This window comes from Micromonospora sp. DT233 (assembly GCF_049841815.1).
GTDB lineage: Bacteria > Actinomycetota > Actinomycetes > Mycobacteriales > Micromonosporaceae > Micromonospora.
The window spans coordinates 378,878-401,636 of the sequence record NZ_JBNCLB010000005.1 but is presented as its reverse complement, the minus strand read 5'-3'; the positions used below and the strand labels follow the sequence as shown (position 1 = coordinate 401,636).

General features: G+C 74.6%; 11 protein-coding genes. 2 read left to right on the top strand and 9 right to left on the bottom strand.

The window, feature by feature from the left end; genetic code table 11:
• Window positions 1-69 precede the first annotated feature (69 nt).
• A complete protein-coding gene (locus ACLQ2V_RS15535) occupies window positions 70-4,428 on the bottom strand; it encodes a S8 family serine peptidase (protein ID WP_425719172.1) in 4,359 nt (1,452 codons plus the stop codon).
• A gap of 336 nt (window positions 4,429-4,764) precedes the next feature.
• Between ACLQ2V_RS15535 and ACLQ2V_RS15530 the strand changes: the two genes are divergently transcribed.
• On the top strand, window positions 4,765-5,331 hold the full coding sequence (locus tag ACLQ2V_RS15530) for a helix-turn-helix domain-containing protein (RefSeq protein WP_425719171.1): 567 nt from the start codon (window positions 4,765-4,767) through the stop codon (window positions 5,329-5,331).
• Between the two features lie 80 nt (window positions 5,332-5,411).
• Here ACLQ2V_RS15530 and ACLQ2V_RS15525 read toward each other — a convergent pair whose 3' ends face one another.
• Window positions 5,412-6,716 (bottom strand): MFS transporter, encoded by a 1,305-nt coding sequence (locus ACLQ2V_RS15525; RefSeq protein WP_425719170.1) that lies wholly within the window; start codon window positions 6,714-6,716, stop codon window positions 5,412-5,414.
• 178 nt (window positions 6,717-6,894) lie between these two features.
• On the opposite strand from ACLQ2V_RS15525, the gene ACLQ2V_RS15520 reads away from it, so the two are divergent.
• A complete protein-coding gene (locus ACLQ2V_RS15520) occupies window positions 6,895-7,914 on the top strand; it encodes an alcohol dehydrogenase catalytic domain-containing protein (RefSeq protein ID WP_425719169.1) in 1,020 nt (339 codons plus the stop codon).
• Between the two features lie 53 nt (window positions 7,915-7,967).
• Here ACLQ2V_RS15520 and ACLQ2V_RS15515 read toward each other — a convergent pair whose 3' ends face one another.
• From ACLQ2V_RS15515 to ACLQ2V_RS15485, 7 genes are all read right to left on the bottom strand, one after another.
• The gene (locus ACLQ2V_RS15515; protein ID WP_425719168.1) at window positions 7,968-9,248 is read right to left on the bottom strand and encodes a hypothetical protein; all 1,281 of its coding nucleotides are present in this window, start codon (window positions 9,246-9,248) and stop codon (window positions 7,968-7,970) included.
• Window positions 9,249-9,313: 65 nt separating this feature from the next.
• Window positions 9,314-10,897 (bottom strand): DHA2 family efflux MFS transporter permease subunit, encoded by a 1,584-nt coding sequence (locus tag ACLQ2V_RS15510; protein WP_425719167.1) that lies wholly within the window; start codon window positions 10,895-10,897, stop codon window positions 9,314-9,316.
• Window positions 10,898-11,357: 460 nt separating this feature from the next.
• The gene (locus ACLQ2V_RS15505) at window positions 11,358-14,468 is read right to left on the bottom strand and encodes a tubulin-like doman-containing protein (protein WP_425719166.1); all 3,111 of its coding nucleotides are present in this window, start codon (window positions 14,466-14,468) and stop codon (window positions 11,358-11,360) included.
• An 18-nt stretch (window positions 14,469-14,486) separates the two neighbouring features.
• On the bottom strand, window positions 14,487-15,998 hold the full coding sequence (locus ACLQ2V_RS15500) for a vWA domain-containing protein (RefSeq protein WP_425719165.1): 1,512 nt from the start codon (window positions 15,996-15,998) through the stop codon (window positions 14,487-14,489).
• Window positions 15,999-16,010: 12 nt separating this feature from the next.
• Window positions 16,011-17,570 (bottom strand): hypothetical protein, encoded by a 1,560-nt coding sequence (locus ACLQ2V_RS15495; protein WP_425719164.1) that lies wholly within the window; start codon window positions 17,568-17,570, stop codon window positions 16,011-16,013.
• On the bottom strand, window positions 17,570-20,539 hold the full coding sequence (locus ACLQ2V_RS15490) for a hypothetical protein (RefSeq protein WP_425719163.1): 2,970 nt from the start codon (window positions 20,537-20,539) through the stop codon (window positions 17,570-17,572). Before ACLQ2V_RS15490 ends, ACLQ2V_RS15495 begins: the two co-directional genes overlap by 1 nt.
• Window positions 20,536-22,575 (bottom strand): hypothetical protein, encoded by a 2,040-nt coding sequence (locus tag ACLQ2V_RS15485; protein ID WP_425719162.1) that lies wholly within the window; start codon window positions 22,573-22,575, stop codon window positions 20,536-20,538. Before ACLQ2V_RS15485 ends, ACLQ2V_RS15490 begins: the two co-directional genes overlap by 4 nt.
• Between the last annotated feature and the right edge of the window lie 184 nt (window positions 22,576-22,759).

Here is a 22,759-nt window from a genome sequence, read left to right as displayed (position 1 = left end):
GGGCGCAACGGGCTCCGGCCCGCCCGGTCGAATGACCGGGCGGGCCGGAGCTGTGCCGTCAGGCTGCGATCAACAGCGGATCGGCGAGAGGGCGAAGTCCTCCACCGTGGGCGTGCTCGCGTTGACCTTCGTCTGGCGGGTCTGCGGCTTCCAGCCGTCCTTGGCGACGATCAGCGACAGCGGGTTGTTCCGCCGGTCCAGCCAGTAGGCGTACTGGCCCTTCGCGTCGGTGGCGAACGTCAGCGACGACGCCCACGAGTCCACCTGGACCACCGCGCCGGCGATCGGCGCCTTGGCCCCCTGGCAGCTCGTCCCGGTGACGGTGCCCATCAGCTTGCCCCAGGTCGTGGGGGGCTGAGCGATCATCGTCACCGGCACCGGCGGCACCGTGTACGGGGTGTTCTCCTTGATCACGACCGCGCCGGAGTAGGTGCCCGGCTGGTCGACGGAGGCGGAGACCGCCACGTTGACCGTGACCTGCTCGCCCGGCGCCAGGGTGGCCGACGTCTTGTCGATCGTCATCCAGCTGACGTCCGCGGCGGATGCGGAGCACTCCTCGAAGCCCGGCAGGGCCTCGCTGTCGGCGGTGGCGGTGAAGCCACCCGACGAGCCGCCGACCTTGTAGAAGCCGCACGCCGCGCCACCACGGTACCGGGGGGCGTTGGCGTTGGGCAGGCTCGACCACGCGTCGGCGGCCGGGTCGTAGGCGAAGCCGGCGTTGGTGATGGCACCGCCCTGCGACCCGCCGACGACCAGCAGCTTGCCGTTGGCCACGGCGAACGAGCTGGCCCAGTTGTCGGTGGGCGCGTCGGCGATGGCGGTCCAGGCGTTGTCCTCCGGGTCGAAGGCGTAGCTGGACTTCTGGGCCACCGAACCGTCGTTGCCGCCGGTGCAGTAGACCACGCCGTCGATCCCGCCGCAGGAGACGAACGCCACCGACTTGGGGTAGTCGGGCAGCGTCTGCCAGGCGTCGGCCGCCGGGTCGTAGCGCACCACGTCGTTCGACATCGGCGTGCAGCTGGCCGTCGTGCAGCCGCCCACGGCGTACAGCTTGCCGTCGACGACCGCCTGGCCGGCCGCGGCGCGCGGCGCCGGGTTGTCCGCCAGCGCCGTCCAGGTGTTGGCCTCCGGGTCGTACGACCAGGTGGCCTTGTCGGGCCCGGCCGCACCCCAGCCGCCGGACACGATGATCTTCCCGCCGACGACGCCCGCCGTCACGGCGTTGCGCGCACCGGGAAGGTCCTTGGCCGCCGTCCAGGTCTGGGCGATCGGGTCGTAGACGTTGACCTTCGCCGTCGACGCGGTGCCGTTGCCGCCGGCGATCGAGTACACCTTGCCGTTGAGGTTCACGACCCGGTTGTCCATGACGACCGTGGGGTGCGCGGCGATGGTCGTCCAGGGCTCGGCCTGCGGGCCGATCGGGGCGGTGGCGCCCGTGGTCGCCTTGCCGGTCGCCCGAGCGGCGAACGACGTCGCGACGGTGAGCCGCTGCGCCGGCGCGCCCGGGGCGGCCAGGAGCTGCGCCTCGGTCAGCCGCGAGCCGTTGGCCCGCTGCAGCACGAAGCCGTTGTCCTGCTCACTGAATTCGACCTCGACGGGGGCGCCGCCGGTGTTGGTCACCGTGAAGGACTTGGTCGCCTTGCCGCTGGGCATCCGGACCGTGGCGTTGACCGCGGCCGGCTTCACCGACAGCTTGCCGGCCGCGAGCTGGAAGGTCACGGCGGTGGCCCAGTCGGTCTGGACGTCGACCTGCTTGGTCTGGTTGACGTAACCGGCTGCCCGCGCGGTGAACTTGTGCTTGCCGGTCTGCTGGGAGAAGAGCCAGAAGAAGCCGTCGGGCAGCTCGGTGTCGTCCGGGGTCGCCACGGTGGTCGCGGTCGTCCCCGGCTTGTCGTTGCTGGTGACGGTGGCCCCGTTGACGTAGCCGTTGTCGTTCTTGTCCTTGACGTGGCCGACGACCAGGCCGCCGTTGATCGGCTCGCAGGTGACCTCGCTGCCGATCAGCACGTTGTCGACCTGCCACCACCACTCCCACGAGGCCTCGTAGTAGTGGAACCGCACCTGGACCTCCGACTTGCCCGCGGCCTGCGGGATCGGGACCTCGGTCGCCCGGGGCCCGCGCACGTCGGCAGCCTGCCGCAGCACGTTGGCCCAGGTGGTGCCGCCGTCGACGCTGAGGTCGACGTCCGCGCGGTCGGAGTTCAGCCAGTTGTAGTCCTGGTTGAACCGGATCACCGGGGTCGCGACGTCGGAGAGGTCGACGACGGGGCTGACCAGCGAGGTGTCCTGCCGCCCGCCGCTGCCGTAGTCGTCGCTGTCGATGATCGCGAAGTTGCCGGTGCCGCCGGTGAGGTTGCCCCGCTCGCCCGCGTCGGTGAACTTCCACACCTGGCCGCTGTTGGCGTTGTCCACGACCGACCAGCCGGCCGGCACGCCGTCACCGTCGAAGGTCTCGTAGACCCCGTCGGAGCCGTTGGTGTAGCCCGGCGCCGTGGCGCACTTGGTGGCGTCCACCGGCACGGCGATGTTCTGCGTGGTGTTGCCCGAGCCGACCACGACGTCCTTGGTGACGGTCTGGTAGCCGGGGTACTGCGACTCGACCTTCACCTGGTAGGTCGAGGAGGCCGGCAGCGAGAAGCTGAAGCGGCCGTTGACCGGGTTGGTGTAGTCGGAGATCGGCAGGCCGTCGACGCTGACCTTGGCGTAGAGGGGCCAGCCGTGGCCGGAGCCGTCGGTCACCGAACCGCTGACCGTCACCGACGGCACCGCGGCCAGGGCGACGTCGAGCGTCGTGGTGGCGTTCTTGGTGACCGTCGCCGGCACCGTCTTGCCCTTGAAGCCGAACGCGGTCACCGCGACCTGGTAGTCGCCGGCCGGCAGCAGCGTCGAGTACGTGCCGTCGGCGGCGGTGGTCACCTCGCGGTCGGCCGGGCCGGTGACGGCGACGGTGGCGTTGGGGATCGGGTCCCCGGTGGCCGCGTCGGTGACCTTGCCGGCCAGGGTGCCGCTCTCGCCGATGGGGGCGGCGTTGACCAGCGCGAGCGCGTCGAGCCGGCCCTCGCCGTAGACGTTGTTGTCGTCGGTGGTGCCGCCGCACTGGGCGTCGGCCTTGTCGATGGCCGTGCCGTCGAGCAGGGCGCGCGTGGCGGGGATGTCACCCACCAGCGAGGGGGCGGCCGACCAGAGCAGCGCGATGGTGCCCGCGACGTGCGGGGCGGCCATCGAGGTGCCGCTGTAGCTGCCGTACGCGCCGCCGGGAAGGCTGGAGCGGACGTTCACGCCGGGCGCCGAGATGTTGGGCTTGATCTCGCCGTCCTGGCCGGCGCCCCGGGAGGAGAAGGAGGCGATGGTGTTGGTGGAGTCGTACGCGCCGGTCGAGTAGTTGCTCGTCCGGCTGCCGGGCGAGCCGCTGGTCGCGCAGGCGGAGCCCTTGTTGCCGTTGGACCAGGTCCCGAAGATGCCCGACGCGGCCCAGGCCAGCGTCACGTCCTCCATGAACGGGTCGTTCGACGGCAGGGTGGTGCCCCACGAGTTGTTGATGATGTTGGGCCGCTTGCTGGCGTCCGGGTTCGCACCGTTGAGGTCGGTGGGCTCGAGCATCCATTCACCGGAGGTGACCAGCGCCTCGTCGCTGGGGCAGCAGCCGTTCGCCGCGATCCACTTGACGCCGGGTGCGACGCCGATCTGGTTCGCGCCGACACCGCCGGCCATCGTGCCCATCGTGTGGGTGCCGTGGCCGTCGTTGTCGCAGGGGGCGGTGGCGCACTCCCCCGCGGCGTCGAACCAGTTGTAGTTGTGGTCGAAGGTGCCGTCACCGTTGTTGCCCCGGTACGACCCGACCAGCGCCGGGTGGTCGAACTGGACACCGGTGTCGATGTTCGCCACGGTGATGCCCTGGCCGGTGACGTTGTACTCGGACCAGACGTCGTCGGCGTTGATGTTCGCGATGCCCCACTCCAAGGCGTTCGCCGTCTTCGCGGCGTCCTCCTTGGTGACCTTCGGCGGCTCGTAGGCGGTCGGGGCGTAGATGCCCTGCACCTCGGAGTGCGCGGCGAAGTTCTGCGCCATCGCCAGGGAGCCGCTGCTGACCTTGATGGCGTTGGTCGCCCAGAAGGTCTGGTACTTCGCGCCGGTGCCGTCGAGCTCGGCCCGGATCTTGGCCTGGCTGTCGGCGGCGGTCTTGCGCAGGGCTTCCGCCACCGCCGTGCCCCGCTTGTTCCAGTCCTTGATCGCGCTGGCCTTGCCCAGGTCCGCCTTTGCGGTGAAGCGGATCCAGAAGTCGCTCTCGCTCTTGGCCTGGAGCTGGTTCATCAGCTCCGGGCGGATCTTGTCCGCGGCCCCGGTCGCACCGCCCGGCGCGGCCAGCGCGCCGGAACCGGTGGTCGCGAGGCCCGTCGCGACGAGTGCGATCGCCGCACCGACGCTCACCAGCCGCCTTGCCAGGCGACTGGATTGTGGACGTCTCAGCATCTGTGATGCCTCCAAAAGAACGACCCGCGAATGGTCGAGCCGTGGAGAAGGTGCAGCCGACCCAGCCCCCGTCTGGATCCCACACCGGATGGAACGAACCCCCCAGGCCCCCAGGCGCCGCGCGGGTCACGCCGACGCCTGTGTGGACACTATGATCGACAAAGATGACCGAGCAAGCACCGGACGTGAGCAAACTGTCACCAAGAGCTGACCGTTTGCCGACAGGGCTGACAAATACTGTCAGGGCCATGACAGAGTCTGGCAGAAATTGCCGATCGCTTCGGGGCGGGTGCGGTGAACGAGGACGACCAGAGCGTGGTGCCGGACGAGGTCGACGACGTCGCGACCCCGTTCCCACTGGTGATCGCGGTGACACCGTCACCGGCCGAACGGATCCGGCTGGCCGAACGCCTCGACGGCGTCGCGCCGCTGCTGCTGGTGGCCGACTTCGACGAGCTACGCAGGCTGATCGGGGTCTCCCCGCCCCCGCGCGGTGAGCCGCCGGCCGCGCTGCCGCCCGCGCCCCCGCCCACGCCCGTGACGACGGGACAGGACGTCCTGCACATCGACTCGGTCCGGTGCACGGCCCGCTGCTCCGACCGGGAGGTCCCGCTCACCCGGCTCGAACAGGACCTGCTGGTCTGCCTGACCACCGAGCCGGTCCGGGTCTGGAGCTACGCCGAGCTGCACCGGTCGGTGTGGCGCGACGAGAAACGCCAGGCCACGTCCGACGTGCAGTCGCTGGTGAAGCGGCTGCGGCGCAAGCTCGACCGGCTCGACAGCGGCGTCACCGTCGTCGCGGTCCGTGGCGTCGGGTTCCGGCTGACCGGCCACCACCGGCCACGCACCGCCGGCAACTGACGCCCACCGGGCTCGCCGGCCGCGCGCCGGGCTCAGCCGACCGGGCCACCCACCGGGCTCGCCGGCCGCGCCCGCCGGGCTCAGCCGACCGGACCACCCACCGGCGACCCGGCACGGCGGCGGGTGAGGCGGCGGTCGACCAGCGCCACGGCCACCGCCACGGCGGTGACCGCCGCCCCGACCAGCATCGCGAACCGGGGGCCGACCCCGACCAGGGTGCCCGCCAACGCGGTGCCCACGGACGCGGCGACCATCTTGACTCCCGCCATGCAGACGAAGACCTGCGCGCGGGCACCCGGTGGCGAGTAGCGCGACCGGACGGCGAGGGTGGCCGTGAAGAGGATCGCGCTGCTGACGCCGGCAAGCCCGAAGGCCGCGAGGGCCAACGGGTAGTTCGGTGCTGCGGCACACGACCCGACCGCCATGGCGTTGGCGGCGACGAGCCCGATGGCGAGGCGCTCCGGCTCGCCGCGCAGCGGCAGCAGCGCCACGGCGACCGACCCGCAGAGGCTGCCCACGCCGTACGCCACGGCGAGCGCCGGGCCGGAGCTGCGGTGGCCGGTCAGCTCGGTGCCGAACACCACGGCGACGACCATGATGCCGCCCGCGCTCACCGAGGTCAGCGCGGTGGCCACCAGCACCCGGCGCAACGGGTCGACGGTGACCAGCAGCCGCAGCGCCGCGGCGACGCCGAACGCGGCGGCCGGTTCCCCGGTGCTCATCGCTCGCGCCGGCATCGACAGCACCAGCGCCGCGCCCAGCAGGGCCGTGCCGGCCAGCGCCAGCACGGGATACAGCGGGCCGGTGAGGGCGCCCATCGCCGCCACGAGGGCGGGGCCGACGATGCCGGCCAGCCCGTAGGTGGCCGAGTCCCAGCCCTCGGCCCGCCGTTGCCGGGCCGGGGCCTCGCCGACCACACCGGTCAGCCGGCTGCTCAGCCCGCCCGTCATCAGCGGCCCGGCGAGGCCGGCCAGGGCGATCAGGGCCGCGACACCGAGCACGGGCGCGCGGCCGAGCAGCAGCGCCCCGGCGGCCAGGCCGACGCCGAAGACGGTGAACGATCCGGCCAGGACGAGTCGGCCGTCGCGGGCGGAGTCCAGCCACCGCGCCAGCCACGGCCCGGCGATGTTCGGGGCGGTGAGCAGCGCGGCGAGCATCCCGGCGAGGGCGGCGCCCCCGCGCTCGCCGGAGCTGATGGTCAGGGCCACCAGCCCGACGGTGGCGCCACCCTGGGCGCATCGCACCAGGCAGGCCGAGAGCAGATAGCGGATCAGTGGCGACGACACGGCCGGCCGGGCCACCTCGGCCGGTGCCCGCCCGGCGGGCGGCTCGGCGGGGGTGGACGCACGGTCGGTCGTGGTCGGGACGTCGGTGGGATGGCCCACGTTCGCACCTCTCGGATCCCGGCGGTCGGCGCACTCGACGGTGTCACAGGGCACCGAGGGCCGCAACCGCATTCCCCGCCGGCCCGTACGGCTCGTCGGCCGCCGCGCCGGAGCCGGTCCCGACCGAGCGGGCGGGCACGGCCGGGGCGGCGACGCGATGACGGGGCATGCTGGTGGCATGCGCGCGGTGGTCTACGAGACGTTCGGCACGATGCCCGAGGTACGACAGGTGCCCGACCCGGTGGCTCCGCCCGGCGGGGTGGTGGTCGCCGTCGAGGCGACCGGGGTGTGCCGCAGCGACTGGCACGGCTGGCGGGGGCACGACCCGGACATCCGGCTGCCGCACGTGCCCGGCCACGAGTTCGCCGGGGTGGTCGCGGCGCTCGGCACGGGGGTCACCGGCTGGGCCGTGGGCGACCGGGTGACCGCCCCGTTCGTCTGCGCCTGCGGCACCTGCCCCGCCTGCCTCGCCGGGGACCACCAGGTCTGTCACCGGCAGCGGCAACCGGGGTTCACCCACTGGGGGTCCTTCGCCGACCTGGTCGTCGTGCACCACGCCCAGGTCAACCTGGTCCGCCTGCCGGACACCGTGGACTTCCCCACCGCCGCGGCGCTCGGCTGCCGCTTCGCCACCGCGTTCCGGGCGGTGCTGGCCCAGGGGCGGGTGCGCGCCGGGGAGTGGGTCGTCGTGCACGGCTGCGGCGGCGTCGGGCTCTCCGCCGTCATGATCGCCGCCGCCGCCGGGGCCCGGGTCGTGGCCGTCGACGTCCGACCGGAGGCGCTGGCCCTGGCGGCGCGCTTCGGCGCGGCGGTCACGCTGGCCGCGGCGACGGCGGCGGTGGACGTCCCCGCCGTGACCGGCGGCGGGGCGCACGTGTCGATCGACGCCCTGGGCAGCCAGGCGACGCTGACCGCGTCGGTCGAGGGGCTGCGCCGCCGGGGCCGGCACGTGCAGGTGGGGCTGCTCCCGGCGCGGGTGAGCGTGCCGATGGACCGGGTGGTGGCGTACGAGTTGGAGATCGTGGGCAGTCACGGGATGGCGGCCCACGCGTACGGCGACCTGCTGGCCCTGGTGGAGTCCGGCCGGTTGCGCCCCGGCGACCTGGTCACCGAGCGCCTGCCCCTGGCCGCCGCGCCGGCCGCGCTGGCCGCCATGGACGGCCCGACGCCGCCGGGCATCAGGATCGTCACGCCCTGACGTGGCATCAGGATCGTCACGCCCTGACGAGGAGCAGCGTCACGGCCTGGCGGTCAGGGTCGGCCCGGTGCTCGTCCGCTCCGGCGCAGCAGCAGCCCGAGGGCGACCAGGCCCAGCAGCACCCCCGCCGCGCCCACGGCCAGGGTGACCGGGCCGGCGCGGTCGGCGTCGGGGCTGCCGGTGCCCGGCGCCGCCCGGTCGACGGTGTCGTCGGCGGCGCGGTCGCTGGGCTCGGGGCGGGAGGTGGCCGGCGCTGGGTCGGGCCGCCGGCTGGGTGTGGCGGTGGGCGGCCCCGGAGCCAGGGCGTAGCGCAGGATGACCGGCAGGGTGCCCGGCGGCTCGTTCGCGGTCTCGGAGACGGTGAGCAGGGAGCGGCCGTCGCGGCTATAGGTGATCGACTCGCCCTGGGGCTCGTCGGGCAGCGCCACGACCCGGGGCGTGCCGGTGGTCAGGGCCGCGACCACGTCGCCGCCGGGGACGTCGTACTCGAACGCGTCGGCGTAGCTTCGCAGCGCCACCCGGCGGCCGTCCGGGGCGGTCGCGCCGCCGGTGACCAGGCCCCGGCCGACGAAGAAGAACGGGTTGCGGGTCCCGGTGGCGGGCAGTCGCAACTGCCCCACCCGGGCCAGCGGCACCGTCGCGCCGGGCCGCAGCGGCCCGGTCGGCCGGTACAGCCCCGCCACGCCGCCCTGCTTGGTCACGATCACCGGCGGCCCGTCGCCGGGGACCAGCAGCGCCTCCGCGTCGTGCGGCCCGTCGGGGTACGCCAGGCGGTGCAGCACCGGGCGGGTCGCCCCGGGGGCGAGTCGCCACAGGGCGACGGTGTCGCGGGAGCGGTCGTTGTCGCCGGTGTCGGCGACCCAGACCGTGCCGTCCGCGCCGACGCCCAGGTCCTCGGTGTCGCGGGGGCGCGACGGGTAGCGCACCGCGCGGACCACCGCGCAGTCGGCGTCGAGGAAGAAGATCCGGCGACGGGACGCCTCGTCGGCCCCGTCGTTGACCACGACGTACCCGTCCTCCGTGGCGACCAGCCCGGAGATCTCGTTGAGCCGGGCGTCGCGGATCCGGCAGACGGACGCGGGCGCGACGGCCGCAGACCCGGCACCCCGGCCCGAAGCGGGCCCGGTGCCCTGGCCCGATGCGGGCTCGGTGCCCTGGCCCGATGCGGGCCCGACGCCCTGGCCCGATGCGGGCTCCGCGCCCTGGCCCGGTGGGGAGGCGGCGGGCGGGCCGGCGAGCGCGGGGCCGGGGGTCGGGGTGGCGACGCCGAGGACGACCGTGATCGCCCCCGCCGCCGCCCACCGCCGACGTCGCGTACCCGACTGCGCCCGCATGGCCCGCCCCCTCATGCCGCCACCGGGCCGCCCGTCACCACCCGCGCCCCGGAACTCGGACGCCGTCAGTGGATCAGCACCGGGGCGACCGGCTCGTCACTGCGCTGGTCGTCGAGCAGGTGGGACTTCTGACGACGGCGCGGCAGGAAGAACACCGGGACGAAGGTCAGCAGCATCAGCAGGAAGCCCACCCAGAACGTGGAGGCGAACGAGTTCGCCACGAAGTCCAGGCCCCGCTGAAGGATCCCCGGGTCGACCGGGAACGCCTGACCCAGCTCCGGGTTCTGCTTCACGGCGATCGCGAGACCGGCCTCGGTGACCGGGGCACCGGTGTTCGGGTCGACCGCCCCCGGGATGACCGGCGAGGAGTTCAGCTTGTTGGTCAGGATCACCGACATCAGCGCCGAGCCCACCGAGCCGGCGATCTGCTGGAGAATGTTCAGCAGCGTCGAGCCCCGGGCCACCTCGTGGTTCGTCAGCGTCTTGAGCGCCGAGGTCATGACCGGCATCATCGTGCCGCCCATGCCGAGGCCCATCACGAAGAGCGAACCGCAGAGCAGCAGGTACGACGTGTCGGTGCCGACCTGGGTGAAGGCGAAGAAGCCGGCCACGATCAGCAGCAGCGCGAACGGCACCGTCCGGCCGACCGGGAGCCGGTCGGCCAGCATGCCGGCGATGGGCATGGTGACCATCGCGCCGATGCCCTGCGGCGCCATCAGCAGGCCGGCGTCGAGCGTCGACTCGCCGCGCACCTGCAGGAAGTAGCTCGGGAAGAGCAGACCGGCGCCCATGAAGGCGACGGTGAAGACCGCCAGCGTCAGGGTGGCGACGGTGAGGTTGCGGTCGCGCAGCAGCCGCAGGTCCAGCAGCGGGTGCTTCGGCTTGAACGAGTAGAGCACGAAGGCGATCACCAGCAGGCCGCCGACCAGCATCGGCAGCCACACCTTCCGGTCGGCGAACGTGCCGGTCTCGGGCAGCGACGACACCCCGTACAGGAAGAGGGCCAGGCCCGGCGAGAGCATCAGCATCCCGACGAAGTCGAACGACTCGGACGGCTCGGGGGCGTCCTTCGGCAGCGCCCACTGCGCGTAGACCAGCGAGAGGGCACCGATCGGCAGGTTGATCAGGAAGATCCAGTGCCAGCTCGCCACGTCGATCAGCCAGCCACCCAGGATCGGGCCGCCGATCGGGCCGAGCAGCATCGGGATGCCCAGCACGGCCATCAGCCGGCCGATCCGTTCGGGGCCGGCAGCCCTGGTCATGATCGTCATGCCGAGCGGCATGAGCATGCCGCCACCGAGGCCCTGCAGCACCCGGTAGGCGATGAGCTGGCCGATCGAGTCGGCGGTGGCGCAGAGCCCCGAGCCGAGCGTGAACAGCAGCAGCGCCGTCATGTAGAGCCGCTTGGTGCCGAAGCGGTCGGCGGCCCAGCCGGTCAGCGGGATCACCGTGGCCAGCGCCAGCGTGTAGGCCGTCATCGTCCAGGCGACCCGGGCGTACGACGCGTCGAACTCCGTCTGGAACGTCGGCAGCGCGACGCTGACCACCGTGACGTCGAGGATCGACATGATCGCGCCGAGGACCACGACCCCGGCGATCTTGAGTACGGCGGCGTCGATCCTGCTCGACACCGCGGGTTGACTACTCACAGCACATCTCCTGGTGAAGCTGGCGGATGTCGCAGATCGACCGAGCGACGGTAACAAGCTGCGTGCGCACGCACCCGCCCTATCCACCCGTTGGCATGTGTGACGGGTCACGGCAGCGGCATCCGCCGATCGACCGGCCCGCCCCGGGCGGCCGCGCCTACGCGCTCCCCGCCGCGCTCCCCGTCGGCCTCGCCGGCCCGGAGCGCGGCACCGCTTACCCCCCGGCGGGCGGCGGGCGGCGGGCGGCCGCGGCTTCCGCCCGAGACGGTGACTCCCCGCCCGAGACGGCGACTTCCCGAACCCCGACGGCCTGCGTCACCGCCCGAATTGCGCCGCGCCCCAGCGGCCTGAGCAGATGATGATCAGGACGCCATGGACCTTAAAACGCCCGCGTAGCGTCCATGGCGTCCTGATCACCATCAGTCGACCGCCCCGCCCCGCCCGGTCAGGGCCGGACCGGTCAGGACCGCCGGTCGATCGCGACGTGCGCGGCGACGGTGAGCAGGTGCCACAGCTCCGGCTCGATCCGGTACGTCGGGGGCAGACCGTAGAAGCGGCGGGTGCCGTACTCCCAGTCCAGGTCGCGGACCGCCTCGTCGGCCGCCGCCAGGACCGCCGCCCGACGGACCTCGGCAAGCCGCGTGCGGCCCGTCACCAGGTCGCGCAGGATCAGCCGTAGCTGGGCCTCCTCGCCGACCTGCTGGCTCTGCCCGCCACGGTGCGAGCGGGTGTGCCAGCCGAGGACCTGGTCGCCGCCGTCCTCGGCGAAGACCGGCGCCAACCGCTCGTTGGCCAGCGCCACGGCCGCGGCGTGCAGCAGGTCGGCGTCCCGACACAACAGCAGCATCCCGCCGGTGACCCGGCCCAACGGCCGGGCCAGGACGCCCTCGCCGACCAGTTCCTCCGAACGCGCCTCCAGCACCGCCGCGTTCTTCTCCTCGGTGATCACATGCGGCGACGGCGGGGTGTCCCGGCGCTCCTCGTACGACCTGCGCAGGTCGTTGAAGCCGTCGAAGGCCGCCAACCGAAGCGAGTGCCGGGAGGCGAAGAGCACGATCTTGTCGGTCGCCGGTCGCTCCTCGGCCTCGTTCGAGGGCACGATGTCGTTGAGGTTCACCCGCTGCTGGCGCAGGAACTTCCAGAGCTCGCGGCTCAGCCCGGCACCGGGGGCGTCGGTCGAGGGCAGGGCGGCGAAGGCGTACACCTGCTGTTGGGTCTCGTCGTCGTCGGTGCGGGAGAGGTTCACCAGCCGGCGGTGCTCCTCGTCGTCGTAGCTGACCAGCCAGGCACTGCCGTCCAGCAGCTCCCGGCCCAGCTCGTCGCCGGCCTCGCCGCGGCGCTCGAGCAGTTCGAAGACCGACATCTGCCGCAGCGGCGCGACGAGCGGGCGAGCCGCGTCGCGCAGCGCCCCCACCACCGCGTCGACCGGACCGGCCGGGGCCCCCGGGCCGGCCCCCGCGACGAGGCCCAGCGTCGGCACCTCACCGACGAGGGCGACCCGCCAGGTCAGGGCGGCGCCCACGGCGTCGAGGCGGGGCCGCCGGCCGGAGCTGTCGGCGGCCCCGACCGAACGGTCGTAGAGCCACTCCTCGGTGTCGCGGTCGTCCACCGGGGGCAGGACCCGCCGCAACGGGAATCGCTCGGCCTGCCGCCGTTCCTTCTGGACGTCCTCCATGGCGAGGCGCACGACGCGGCCCGCGTCGTCCACCGCGTCGGCCCAGGCCTGCGTCTCCTTGCGGACCAGCGCCACGGTCTGCGTCATCCGCTCCAGCATCAGCAGCGTCCGGCGCTGGCAGTCCTGCTGGTGACGGGCGGTCAGCAGGGACTGCTCGGCCGCCAGGTAGGTCAGTTGGTGCCGGCCCCGGAAGAGGCCCTTGTCCTCGCGTACCCGCTGCTCCTCGCGGTCCCGGACGGCCTTGGCGCTGCCCGGGTCCGCCCGCTGGGCGTTCTCCACCCGGTCGCGGAACACGTCGAGCCGCTGCTGCACCTGGCCCAGGAAGGCCAGGCCGCCCCGGGGGCCGCCGTCGCGGCGGGACATGATCCGGGCCACCGCGCCGCGCAGCGCGAGCCCCCACTGGTGATCGCTACGCCGGGCGTGATGATCGGCCACCGGGTGCCACTGCTGCTGCGTCCTCAGCGTGAGCGGGACGTTCTCCTCACCCCAGAACAACCGCACCGTCTCCTGGGTCGCGTCGACGACCACCTGGCCCCGGTGCTCGGTGCGCATCGCCCCGATGTCCTCGAACGGCAGGTGCAGGTTGGGCAGCTCCGGCAGGCGGGGGCCGCCGCCGGCCGTCGTCAACCAGGTCGAGGTGGGGGTCAACAGCCCCTCCCTGGCCGAGTCGCTGTCCAGCTCCTGGAGCACCGGCGGCGGCTGGGCGCCCTCGGCCTCCGGCATGTCGGTGGCACCGCCGAGGAACTGGTCGACCTCCGGCCCGAGGTCGGTGAAGGTGCGGGGCAGCCCGGCCAGCACGTCGGCGGCCACCCGGTTGACCAGCCCACGGATCAGCGGCTCCCAGGCGTACTCGACCAGGTAGACGCCGAAGGTGGAGTAGAGGTCCGACGAGCCGTGGGTGTACGGCCTGGCGTTGACCCGGTAACTGCTGAACGCCGGGCCGACCGTCGGCAGCAGGTGCGCGTACACGGCGTCGGCCACCGCGACGGGGCAGACGGTCCCCGCGTCGAAGGCCGGCAGCTGCCGGCCCGCCGAGCGCGACCGCCGGCCGTCGACGAGGTAGACGTACTGCACCGGTGCCGCCGTCATCTCGTGCCGGTTCCGCGGCGACCAGCGGAACTCCGCCGGATGCGCGCGGTCGGCGTACATCAGGCGGTCCAGCTCGCGCAGCAGCGCGTAGCCGTTGGCCTCGCTGCGGGCCCGCTGCGGCCCCTCCAGGCTGCGCCGGAACGCTCCGGAAAGCACGCAGAACAGCGTCACCGAGAACTTCGCGTCCTGCGCTTGGCGCAGTTGCTGCAGGTACGCCAGGACGTCGAGCAGGATGCCCGCGCCGGTGCCGCCCGCCGTCGAACTCACCACGTAGATGTTCGGCGTGCTGTCCGCGTTTTTCTGGATGAGCTGGTCGAGCGCGTCCTCCAGCCGCTTCATCACCGGCGTCGCCCCCAGCACGTCGGAGAAGAACGACAGCCGTCCGAACGAGCGGATCTGCCCGGCGCCCTCGACCAGGAAGGAGAGGGCCTCGTCGTCGCGGATCTGGCGGGCGTCCTGCGGACCGAACCACGGCACCACCGTGGGGTAGAACTGCTCGGCGACCTCCCGCCCCTGCCGGATCTTGTTGATCATCGAACCGATCGAGCCGTCCAGGTAGAGGTCCTCGGTGTCCACGTCCAGGCTCATGCCGTCCACCCGGGGGCGGGTACGGCGGTCCACGTCGAGGGCGCGCAGCAGGACGGGCCAGTCGTGCACGTGCCCCTCCGCCCGCTCGGGCGCGCCCGGATCGTGTCGCAGGTCCTGCCAGCGCTGCTCGGTGGCGAGCCGGTACTTCAGGTGGGCCGCGGCGGCGCTTCCGGTGCCGCCGAGCCCGATCACCAATGCGGGAAGCACACTGTCCTCCATGTCCGCCGTGAGGCTGGGTCAGGGTTGGTAGGTGAAGATGGTTCCGTCGGCCGCCGACACCGGCTGCCGAGGCGGGCAGAGCACGCGGTGCCGCCGGCCGGCGCGGCGGAAGTCGACGTGCAGCACCAGCTCGGTGCCGCCGCCCACCGCGCGACGCCGTCGTCGGGCCCGCACCGTGCCCGTGCCCTGCGCGCCGCCCCTGCCCTGCGCCGCCGGGAAGCGCACCCTGCGGCCGGAGAGCAACTGCCGGTACGGCGCGACCCCGCCCGGCTCGGCGACCAGCAGGTGTCCCCCGCCCATGGACTTCCAGCGCCGCCGCAGCAGCACGACCAGGAACGCGACCAGCGCCGCCAGCGCGAGCCCCGCCAGGACCACCAGCCAGACGGGGATCCCGGTCGCCGTGCGGGACGTCGACGCCGTCCCGGCCACCGGGTGCGGGGCGAACTCCAGGCCCAGGTCGCGATCGATCACGTCCCGCCACGGCGAGTCGACGGTGCCCACCAGCCGGGCCGTCCCGCCGGTGCTCCGCTCGCCGCCGACCCACCTGCCCGACAGCGCCTGCGGCTCGAGCCGGATCCTGACCTGCCGCTCGGGCGCGGACGGGTCCAACCCGACCTCCGCGGGCGTGACCGTCCCGGTGAGCCGCACGCCGTCGACCTCGACGGCGAGCCCGCTGACCGTCATCGGCACCCGGGCGGCGGTGCTACGGAGCCGGGCCACCAGCTCCACCGGCTCGTCCCGCACGACGACCGAGGCCGGCTCCAGGGCGATGGTGACGTCGAGCGCGTCGCGGGAGACGTACGCCCGGGCCTTCTCCACGGCGATCCGGTCCCGCACCCGGTCGAGGTAGGCGCCCACCTGGCCCGGGGGCAGGTCCATCAGCACCGTGTCGTCGAAGACCTCGTCCAGCAGGCGCACGTCGGTCCGCCCGGTCAACGGCAGGCCGAGGGCCCGCACCGACCGGCGCTCCTCCACCGCCCGCGCCCGGCGGCGCATGGCGTCGAAGGCCGCCCGGCCGGAGCGGGCGAACGTCGAGTCCGCGGGCGGGTCCTGCAGGCCGTCGGTGAGCAGGATCACCGTCGCCGGGTCCGTGTTGCCGGGCTCCTCGATGATCCTCAACGCCGCGTCGATCGCCGCGCCGATGTCGGTCTTGCGCCCCTCCGCTCGGGGTGGCAGCCGGTTCAGCACCCCCGCGCCGCCCGCGCCGACGACCCCGCTGAAGACGGGGTCGGGCCGCTCGGCGAAGGCGATCAGGTGCAGCCGGTCGACCGGGGCCAGCTCGCCCAGCAGCGGGCGCAGCGCCGCCCGGGCGGCGGCGTAGAGGTCACGGGGCCCGTCCTGCATGGACGACGAGACGTCGAAGAGCACGACGTAGTCGGCGGGCAGGGTGTCCACGCGTAGCCCACGCAGGACCTCGGGCAGGCCCGCCTGCCCGGTGACGGACGCGGCACGGGCCTGCGCGCCGACGGCGGACGGCAACGCCAGCAGGCAGAGGATCAGCACGGAACGGAGTGTGCGGCTGAGCACCATGGGACTCCTCCTTCAGCGGATGGCGCCGTAGACGACCCGGCCGGGCTTCTGGTCGATCTCCGGGGAGCGCAGGTACGGCCGGAGGCAGTCCAGGACCTGGCCGTCGTCCTCGGGGCGGGCCTGGAGCCGGACGTCCTCGCGCCCGACGGTCAGGCCCTCCTTGCTCACCTCGGCGTACCGGCCGGCGACCTCGACGACCTGCACGTGCGGGGCGTGTTCGTGCCTGACCCGCCCCACCAGGATCAGGGCCTCCGCCCGGGCCCGGCCCCACCAGCTGTCGGGCGCGACCAGCGGGCGGTGCACCACCAGCCGCAGTCCCTCGGCGAGCTGGGCGGCGCGCACGACGCAGTGGTCCCGGTAGTTGCCGTCGATCGCCTCGGAGAACCTCGCCGACCGCTCGGCGAGCAGCGCTTCGTAGGCGGCGAGTTCGTCGCGCTCCCGCAACGACACCAGCCGGGCGGTCCGGGCACTGAAGACCGCCGGGTCCGTCCGGGCCAACCAGGCCATCTGCCCCGCCAGGGCGGTGGCGAGGGCGGACGTGGGCGAGGCCGGGCGTCGGGCGACGCCGTCCTCGTACGCCGCCGACGGTTCGGCCAGGACGCCGGCGCGCGGACCGCAGGCCGGCACGAGGATCCGGCCGCCCAGCGCCCGGGGCGTGGGAAGCCGCTGCCACGCCTCGCCCGGTTGCTGCCAGGCCGGCGGCGCGGCGGCCGCCATCCGCCGCCGCCAGCGCGACTCCACCTCCGCCGGCAGGCGCAGCAGGCGCAGGTGGAACGCCGTCCACCGGTCGGCGAGGTCGTCCGCCTCGGCCGGGTGCTGGTCGCCGGTCCAGGCGCGTACCTCCGCCGCCTCGGCGAAGTCGGCGAAGACCTGCTCCATGGCCCGGCGTATCTGCCAGCCGGTCTCCTGGACGACCGGGCGCGGCTCGCCGGCCCAGGCCCCTCCGCCCGCCCTCGCGACCGTCGGGGGCCGGGCGCCGCCGGCCCCGCCGACCGGCCCTGCGCCCTCGCGGTCCCGAGCCCCGGGGTCTGCCGCTGGCGCGGCCAGGCCGGCCCGAGCCGGCGGGACGACCGAAGCCGGCGGGACCCCCTGAGCCGGCGGCACGGCCTGGGCCGGCGGGGCCGGTGAGGCCGGCGGGGCCGGTGAGGCCGGCGGGGCGGGCGAAGCCGGTGGGACCTGGGCCGGTGGGACCTGGGCCGGTGGGGCCCCCGAAGCCGGGGGGACCACCTGGACCGCCGGGGCGGCCGGGGCGGCGGCGGGCCGCAGCGGCTCCCGCCCGCTCGGGGCCGGCCCGACCGGGCTCCGCCCGACGGCCTCCGGTGGGTGCCGGCGCAGGTGCGACGCCACCCGGCGGTACAGCTCGGCGATCCGCTGCCGCATCCTGTCCTCCTCCTCGCCGGGAGCGGTGCCCCGGGCCCGGTCCAGCTCGGCCGCGATCAGCTCCGCCTGCATCACCCCGCCGAGCCTGGTCACCTGGTCGCGCAGCGCGGCGCAGAGCCGACCGTCGCCGACCAGGACCGCGGCGAGCAGTTCCTCGAAGGGCACCCCGGAGAAGTCCGATCCGCGCTCCATCAGTGCGTCCCGTCGAAGGGGTCGTCGTGGTCGTCGACGTCCACCCGCGGCACGCCGAGCCGCACCCGGAACACCAGCCCCGGCCGCTGCTCGATCTCCACCGGGTCCTCGGCGGTCCACAGCGGCGGGTCGCCCGCATGCACCCGGACGGCACCGTCGGCGTCCAGGCTCAACACGTGCGGCGCCCGGGTGCCGGGCACCGCCGAGAGGGTGCCGATCCGGTGGTGACGGTCGTCGTCTGCCCGGAACAGCAGGCTCCACTGCCCCGCGTCGTCGGGCGGCGGCAGCACGGCCCCGCCGAGCACACCGGCGCGGGGCTCGCCGCGCTCGTCGACGAACGTCTCCCGGGTCGGGCCCGCCGACCCGTCGGCGGCGCCCAGCGCCGGTTGCGGCCGGCGCGTCGCCGCCCCGACGACGTAGAGCCGGTCGGCGAGGACCGTCGCGTCGATGCCGACGCCGTCAACGTCGCCGACGCCGACGCCGTCAACGTCGCCGACGCCGACGCCGAGCAGCTCCGCCGGCAGCCGCCGGGCCGGCTGCGCGCGGTCCACCCGCAGGTACGGCCGGTCCCCCCGCCACAGCAGCAGGTCCAGGTTCAGCCCGCCGTCGACCTCGACGCCGGCCCGGATCCGTCGCGGCCAGACCTGACGGTCGAGCCGCCGGGCCGGCTGCGTCGCCGCCGGCCGGGAGTCCAGCTCGCTCCACCTGAACACCCCCCACGGCACGGGCTGCCCGCCGTCGACCTCACGCCGCACGATGCAGCGATCGCCCAGCGGCCCGATCGTGGCGAAGGCGCGCAGCCGGCCGTCGGCCTGCTCCCGCAGCGGGGTGCCCGCCGGCAGGAGCACCCGGTGCTGGTCGGCGCGGCCCTGCACGCTCAGGGCGCAGGGCAGCTCCAGCAGCATGTTCTCGACCTCGATGGCGACCTCGGTGGCGCCCTGCCGCAGCAACTCCTCGTCGGCCACGGGCGCGCCCAGGGAGCCCAGCGACGCCGCCCAGGCCGCCCCCATCGAGGCCGCGTTCTTCGCGTACGTCCGCTCCACCACCACCCGTACGGGCGGCTCGCCCCGCCGGTCGCCGGCGGCCAACTCCCGCGCCGCCACCTCGGCGGCGAGCGCGAGCTGACTGGCCTTGCCGGTGAGGATGACCCGGTCGAGCCGCTCGCCGGGCCCCAGCCGGGCGCGGGCCAGGCCGGCCGCCAACCGGCAGACCTCCACCAGCATCGGTTCGGTCACCTCGGCGAAGTCCTCGTAGGACAGCTCCAGCGGCCCGCTGCCGACGGTCGGGGGCAGCTTCGCCGGTACCCCACCGGCGAAGCTGACGATGTCCTGCACCACGTCGGCGGTGAGCCGGAAGGGCCGGCCCGGCGCAATGGTGATCTTTGCCCGCTCGGCCAGGTTCCAGAGGTCGCCGAAGGCCCGCTGGCGTTGGTCCGGCAGGCCACCCGGGGCGGCGCCGACGGTGCGGGTGCCCACGACCCGCTCCACGTTGTCCCGCAACCGTCGCCCCGCAGCGCCCTGCGCGACCGAGGTGTCCCGGCGCAGCGCCGTCAGGGCCTGACGGACGAGCCTGCCGGGCACGTACCGGCCCTCCTCGCCGCAGCACGACGCGTCGAGCTGGGCGGTCACGGCGTGCTGCCACTCCCGCCAGGTCTCGGCGTCGTCGAGCCGACCGGTGTCGGGGTAATCGGTGCTGAGGAGGTGGTCGGCGATGAGCGCCTTGAGCAGGTGGAAGACCTGCAGGGTCAGGAAGTCGCCGCCGCGCCGGGCCCGTCCGCTGGTGCCCCGCAGCCGGGGCAGCAACCGGTAGAAACGGCCGGTGGTGCCGGGCCCCGCGCCGGGCAGCTCCGGCGTCTCGTCGCGCAGGTCGATGGTGACGAGCGCGATGTCCGTGGTGCCACCGCCGATGTCGATGACCAGGTTGTTCTCGATCCACTGCCGCGAGCGGCCGGGCACCGGGCGGAACCGGGCGCGCAGCGCCTCGATCCCGATGGCGTAGTGCGCGCCGAGGTCGCGCATGAGGAAGAAGAGCGCGGCGGAGATCGCCTCGTCGTAGCGCAGGTCCGCCTCGCCGACGCCGAGCACCTCGGTCAGCACGCGCGCCAGGCGTTGGCGGGCCGACGGCGGGGCCATGGTCGGGTAGGTGGCCACCACCTGGTCGACGTGGCCGTTCTCCAACCGGTCGGGGTGGGTCCGGGTGAACTCGTCGGTGCAGTCGAGCAGGAACCCGAGGGCGCCGCCGAGCAGCGCCTCCAGGTCGACCGAGCGGTGGTCGTCGCGCAGCCCGACCCGGAAGTCGGGCTCGTCGAGGTGGTGCTTGAGGCCGCGTACGGAGGCGAGCGGGACGCCGTCGCCCAGGGGCAGCCCCAGGCGGACGCGCAGTCGCGGGTCGACGGCCACGACGTCGAGCCGGCTCGGCACCTCCTCCGCCTCGATCGCGCTGTCCAACCGCACCGGGAACAGGCAGTGGTGCTCCAGGGCCGGGGTGTCGAAGGCGATGTCGTAGCAGCGGTGCAGCCGGTCGGCCAGCCACGCCGCGAACGGCGCGGTGCCGCCGGGCTGCGCCAGGTCCAGCGCCAGCAGCACCCGGTAGAGCAGCGTCCCCCCGGCCGCCTCGTCGGCCTCGAGGGCCTCGGCCAGGTCGCGGGCCCCGACGCCGGCCATAGTGGTGGCGATCCGGTCGCGCAGGCTGAGCCATTCGGCGCGGCTCTGGGCGGCGCGGGGCCCGGCGAGGTCGTGCCCGGCGGGCTCGGCGCGCAGCAGGGCGACGGTCTCCCGGCACAGCGCCGCCCGCTGGTCGGTCGGCATCGGCAGTTGCGGCGGCGGCCGGTACGGGTCGTAGAGCGTGACCGTGGAGTTGGTGGTGCCGAAGTCGACCGCGGCCAGACCGCCGTGCCGGTCGGGGAAGTCACGCCGCCCCGGCCGGATCTGCCGGTCGGCACCGGGCGTCCGGGGGTCCTCGGTCGTCATCTGCCCTCCTCGTCGGCGCGGGGCCAGTGGTCGTCGTCGTCGAGGAGGGCCTCGATCCGCCGCGCGAGCAGCTGCGGAGGGTCCGGATCCGGCAGCCGCTCGACGCCGGTCAGCACCCGGATCTCCGCGTCGGTGCGGGGCAGCGCGTCGCGCAGCTCACGCAGCTCGCGCCGGAGGGCGTCGACCCGACGTACCTGCTCGACGGCGAGGCCTTCGATCGCCAGCCGACGCACGGCCTCGACCAGCTCCCGGCGCAACCGCATGACGGTCATCTGGTGCCGCCCGTGCCCGTGCGGGTCGTGCCAGGGCAGGAGCCGGTCCGGCGCCAGCGGGAAGGCCGCCCGCGCGGCCTCGGCGTCGAGGGGCGCCACGGCGGCCGGTGGGCCCACCCGGGTCAGCCACTCCGGCTGCACCGCCCGCCGCAGGCGGCCCAGCACCGCGTCGGCACCCTCCCGGGCCAGTCGCTCGCGTGCCGGCTCGACGTCGTCGAGCAGCGCGGTCCGCAGCGGGGTGAGCCGGGTGGACCACCGTTGCTGCCACGCCCCGACCGTCGCGTCGACGACCTCGGCGACCATGGCCGGCACCTCCCGCAGGGTGGCGCGGAAGCGCGCCTCGAAGGCATCGGGCCGGACGGGCAGCTCCTCGCGGTCGAAGCCGGCACCGGGCTGCAGCACCTGTTCGTCGAGGGCGGCGAGGAGCATCGCCCACTGCGGCCAGGAGTGGACCCGGACCACCACCCGCCGGGTCAGCGCCTCCTGCGGCGACGCGTCCCCGGCGAGCCGGGCGTCGGGGCCGGCCACGCCGCGTGCCACGTCGTCGATCAGCGCCGACAGTTCGGCGCCGACGCGGCCCACCAGGTCACGCAGCCGTCCCTCGGCGGCCGGCGGCGGCGGGGCGACGGCGGGCTCCCGGTCCAGCGCCGCGACGGTGTCGCGCAGCACCCGGCGCAGGCCCAGATGGGCGGCGTGGGCGCGGGCGGCGCGGGCGGCGCGACCGGCCTGTCGGCCGACGCCGAGGACGGCGGCGCGCAGTTCGTCGACGCGGTCGAGGGCGAGCCGGCCGGCCAGCAGGGTCGCGCTCGGCGGGCCGGTCAGCACCGTCAGCTCCGGGAAGGCCTGGACGGCCCGCTCCGCCTCCCGCCGGGGGCCGGGCAACAGCACCACGGCGGTGGCCGCGGCCAGTTCCCCGTCGCTGAGCCGCACGGCCCGGCCGGTACGCACGCGCGGGTCGAGCACCGGCAGGTCGACGAGCTCGACGGGTTCGTCGGCCAGCGGCCAGTGCGACTGCGGCACCTCCACCTCGACCGTGACGCGGCGGACCACCGGGAGGATCCGGTGCAGGACGCCCTCGGTGAGTGCGGTGCCGGGCGCGTAGGGGCCCGGCGCGACCGGGTCGGGAAAGGCAGGGACGCCACCGCCGGCCCTGGCCCGCTGGAACGGCATCGTGGCCTGGTGTACCGCGCCGAGCCGGGCCGGCACCTCCTCGGCGCCGAGGAGGTACTCGGCGAAGACCTCGGCCCGGTACAGCGCGACGAGTTCCGTCAGGCCCGCCCGGGTGACCGGGTCGGCGCCGGGCCACCGCCGCCGGGCGTCCGCGAGCGCGTCGGCCCAGTCGGCGGTGGGCTCCGTCGTCGGGGGCGCCCCACCCCACCGCGTCACCAGGTCGGCGCGGCAGCGCGCGATCTCCGCGCGGTCGAGGAACGACACCGACACGGTACGCAGGGCCGCCCGCCCGGCGTCGACGGCGCGCAGCCGCACGGCCGTGACGTACCCGATGGTGGACCGCTCGGGGGTGACGGCCGGCGCGCCGTCACCGAGCAGCGGCTGCCAGAGCCGATGGCTGACCACCCGGTCGTCGCCGCCCTCGGCCAGCAGCGCCACGCGGGTCGGCGCCCCGGCGGCCCGCGTGACGGCGACGGCGGCGTCCCGGGCCGCGTCGGCGTGCGGGCCGGGCGGCAGCACGTCGACGACCGCGCCGAGCAGCCGGTCGGCCCGCGCACGGGTCTGCGCCGCGGTATCCGTGCTCTGTGTCGGCACAATTTCCTCCGGGGTGGGGATGCGGCCCGCCAACCGTTTCCGGCCAGCATCAGGCCACCGGCGGCACTGGGACGAGAAGGGGAATTTCCGCGTGGACCGTCCGGGTCCGACCGACTCTAGTCACCGATCGGGAATTGTTCGTGTCGGCCTCCAGACAGTTATTCACCGCGTTTTCAGGAAAGGC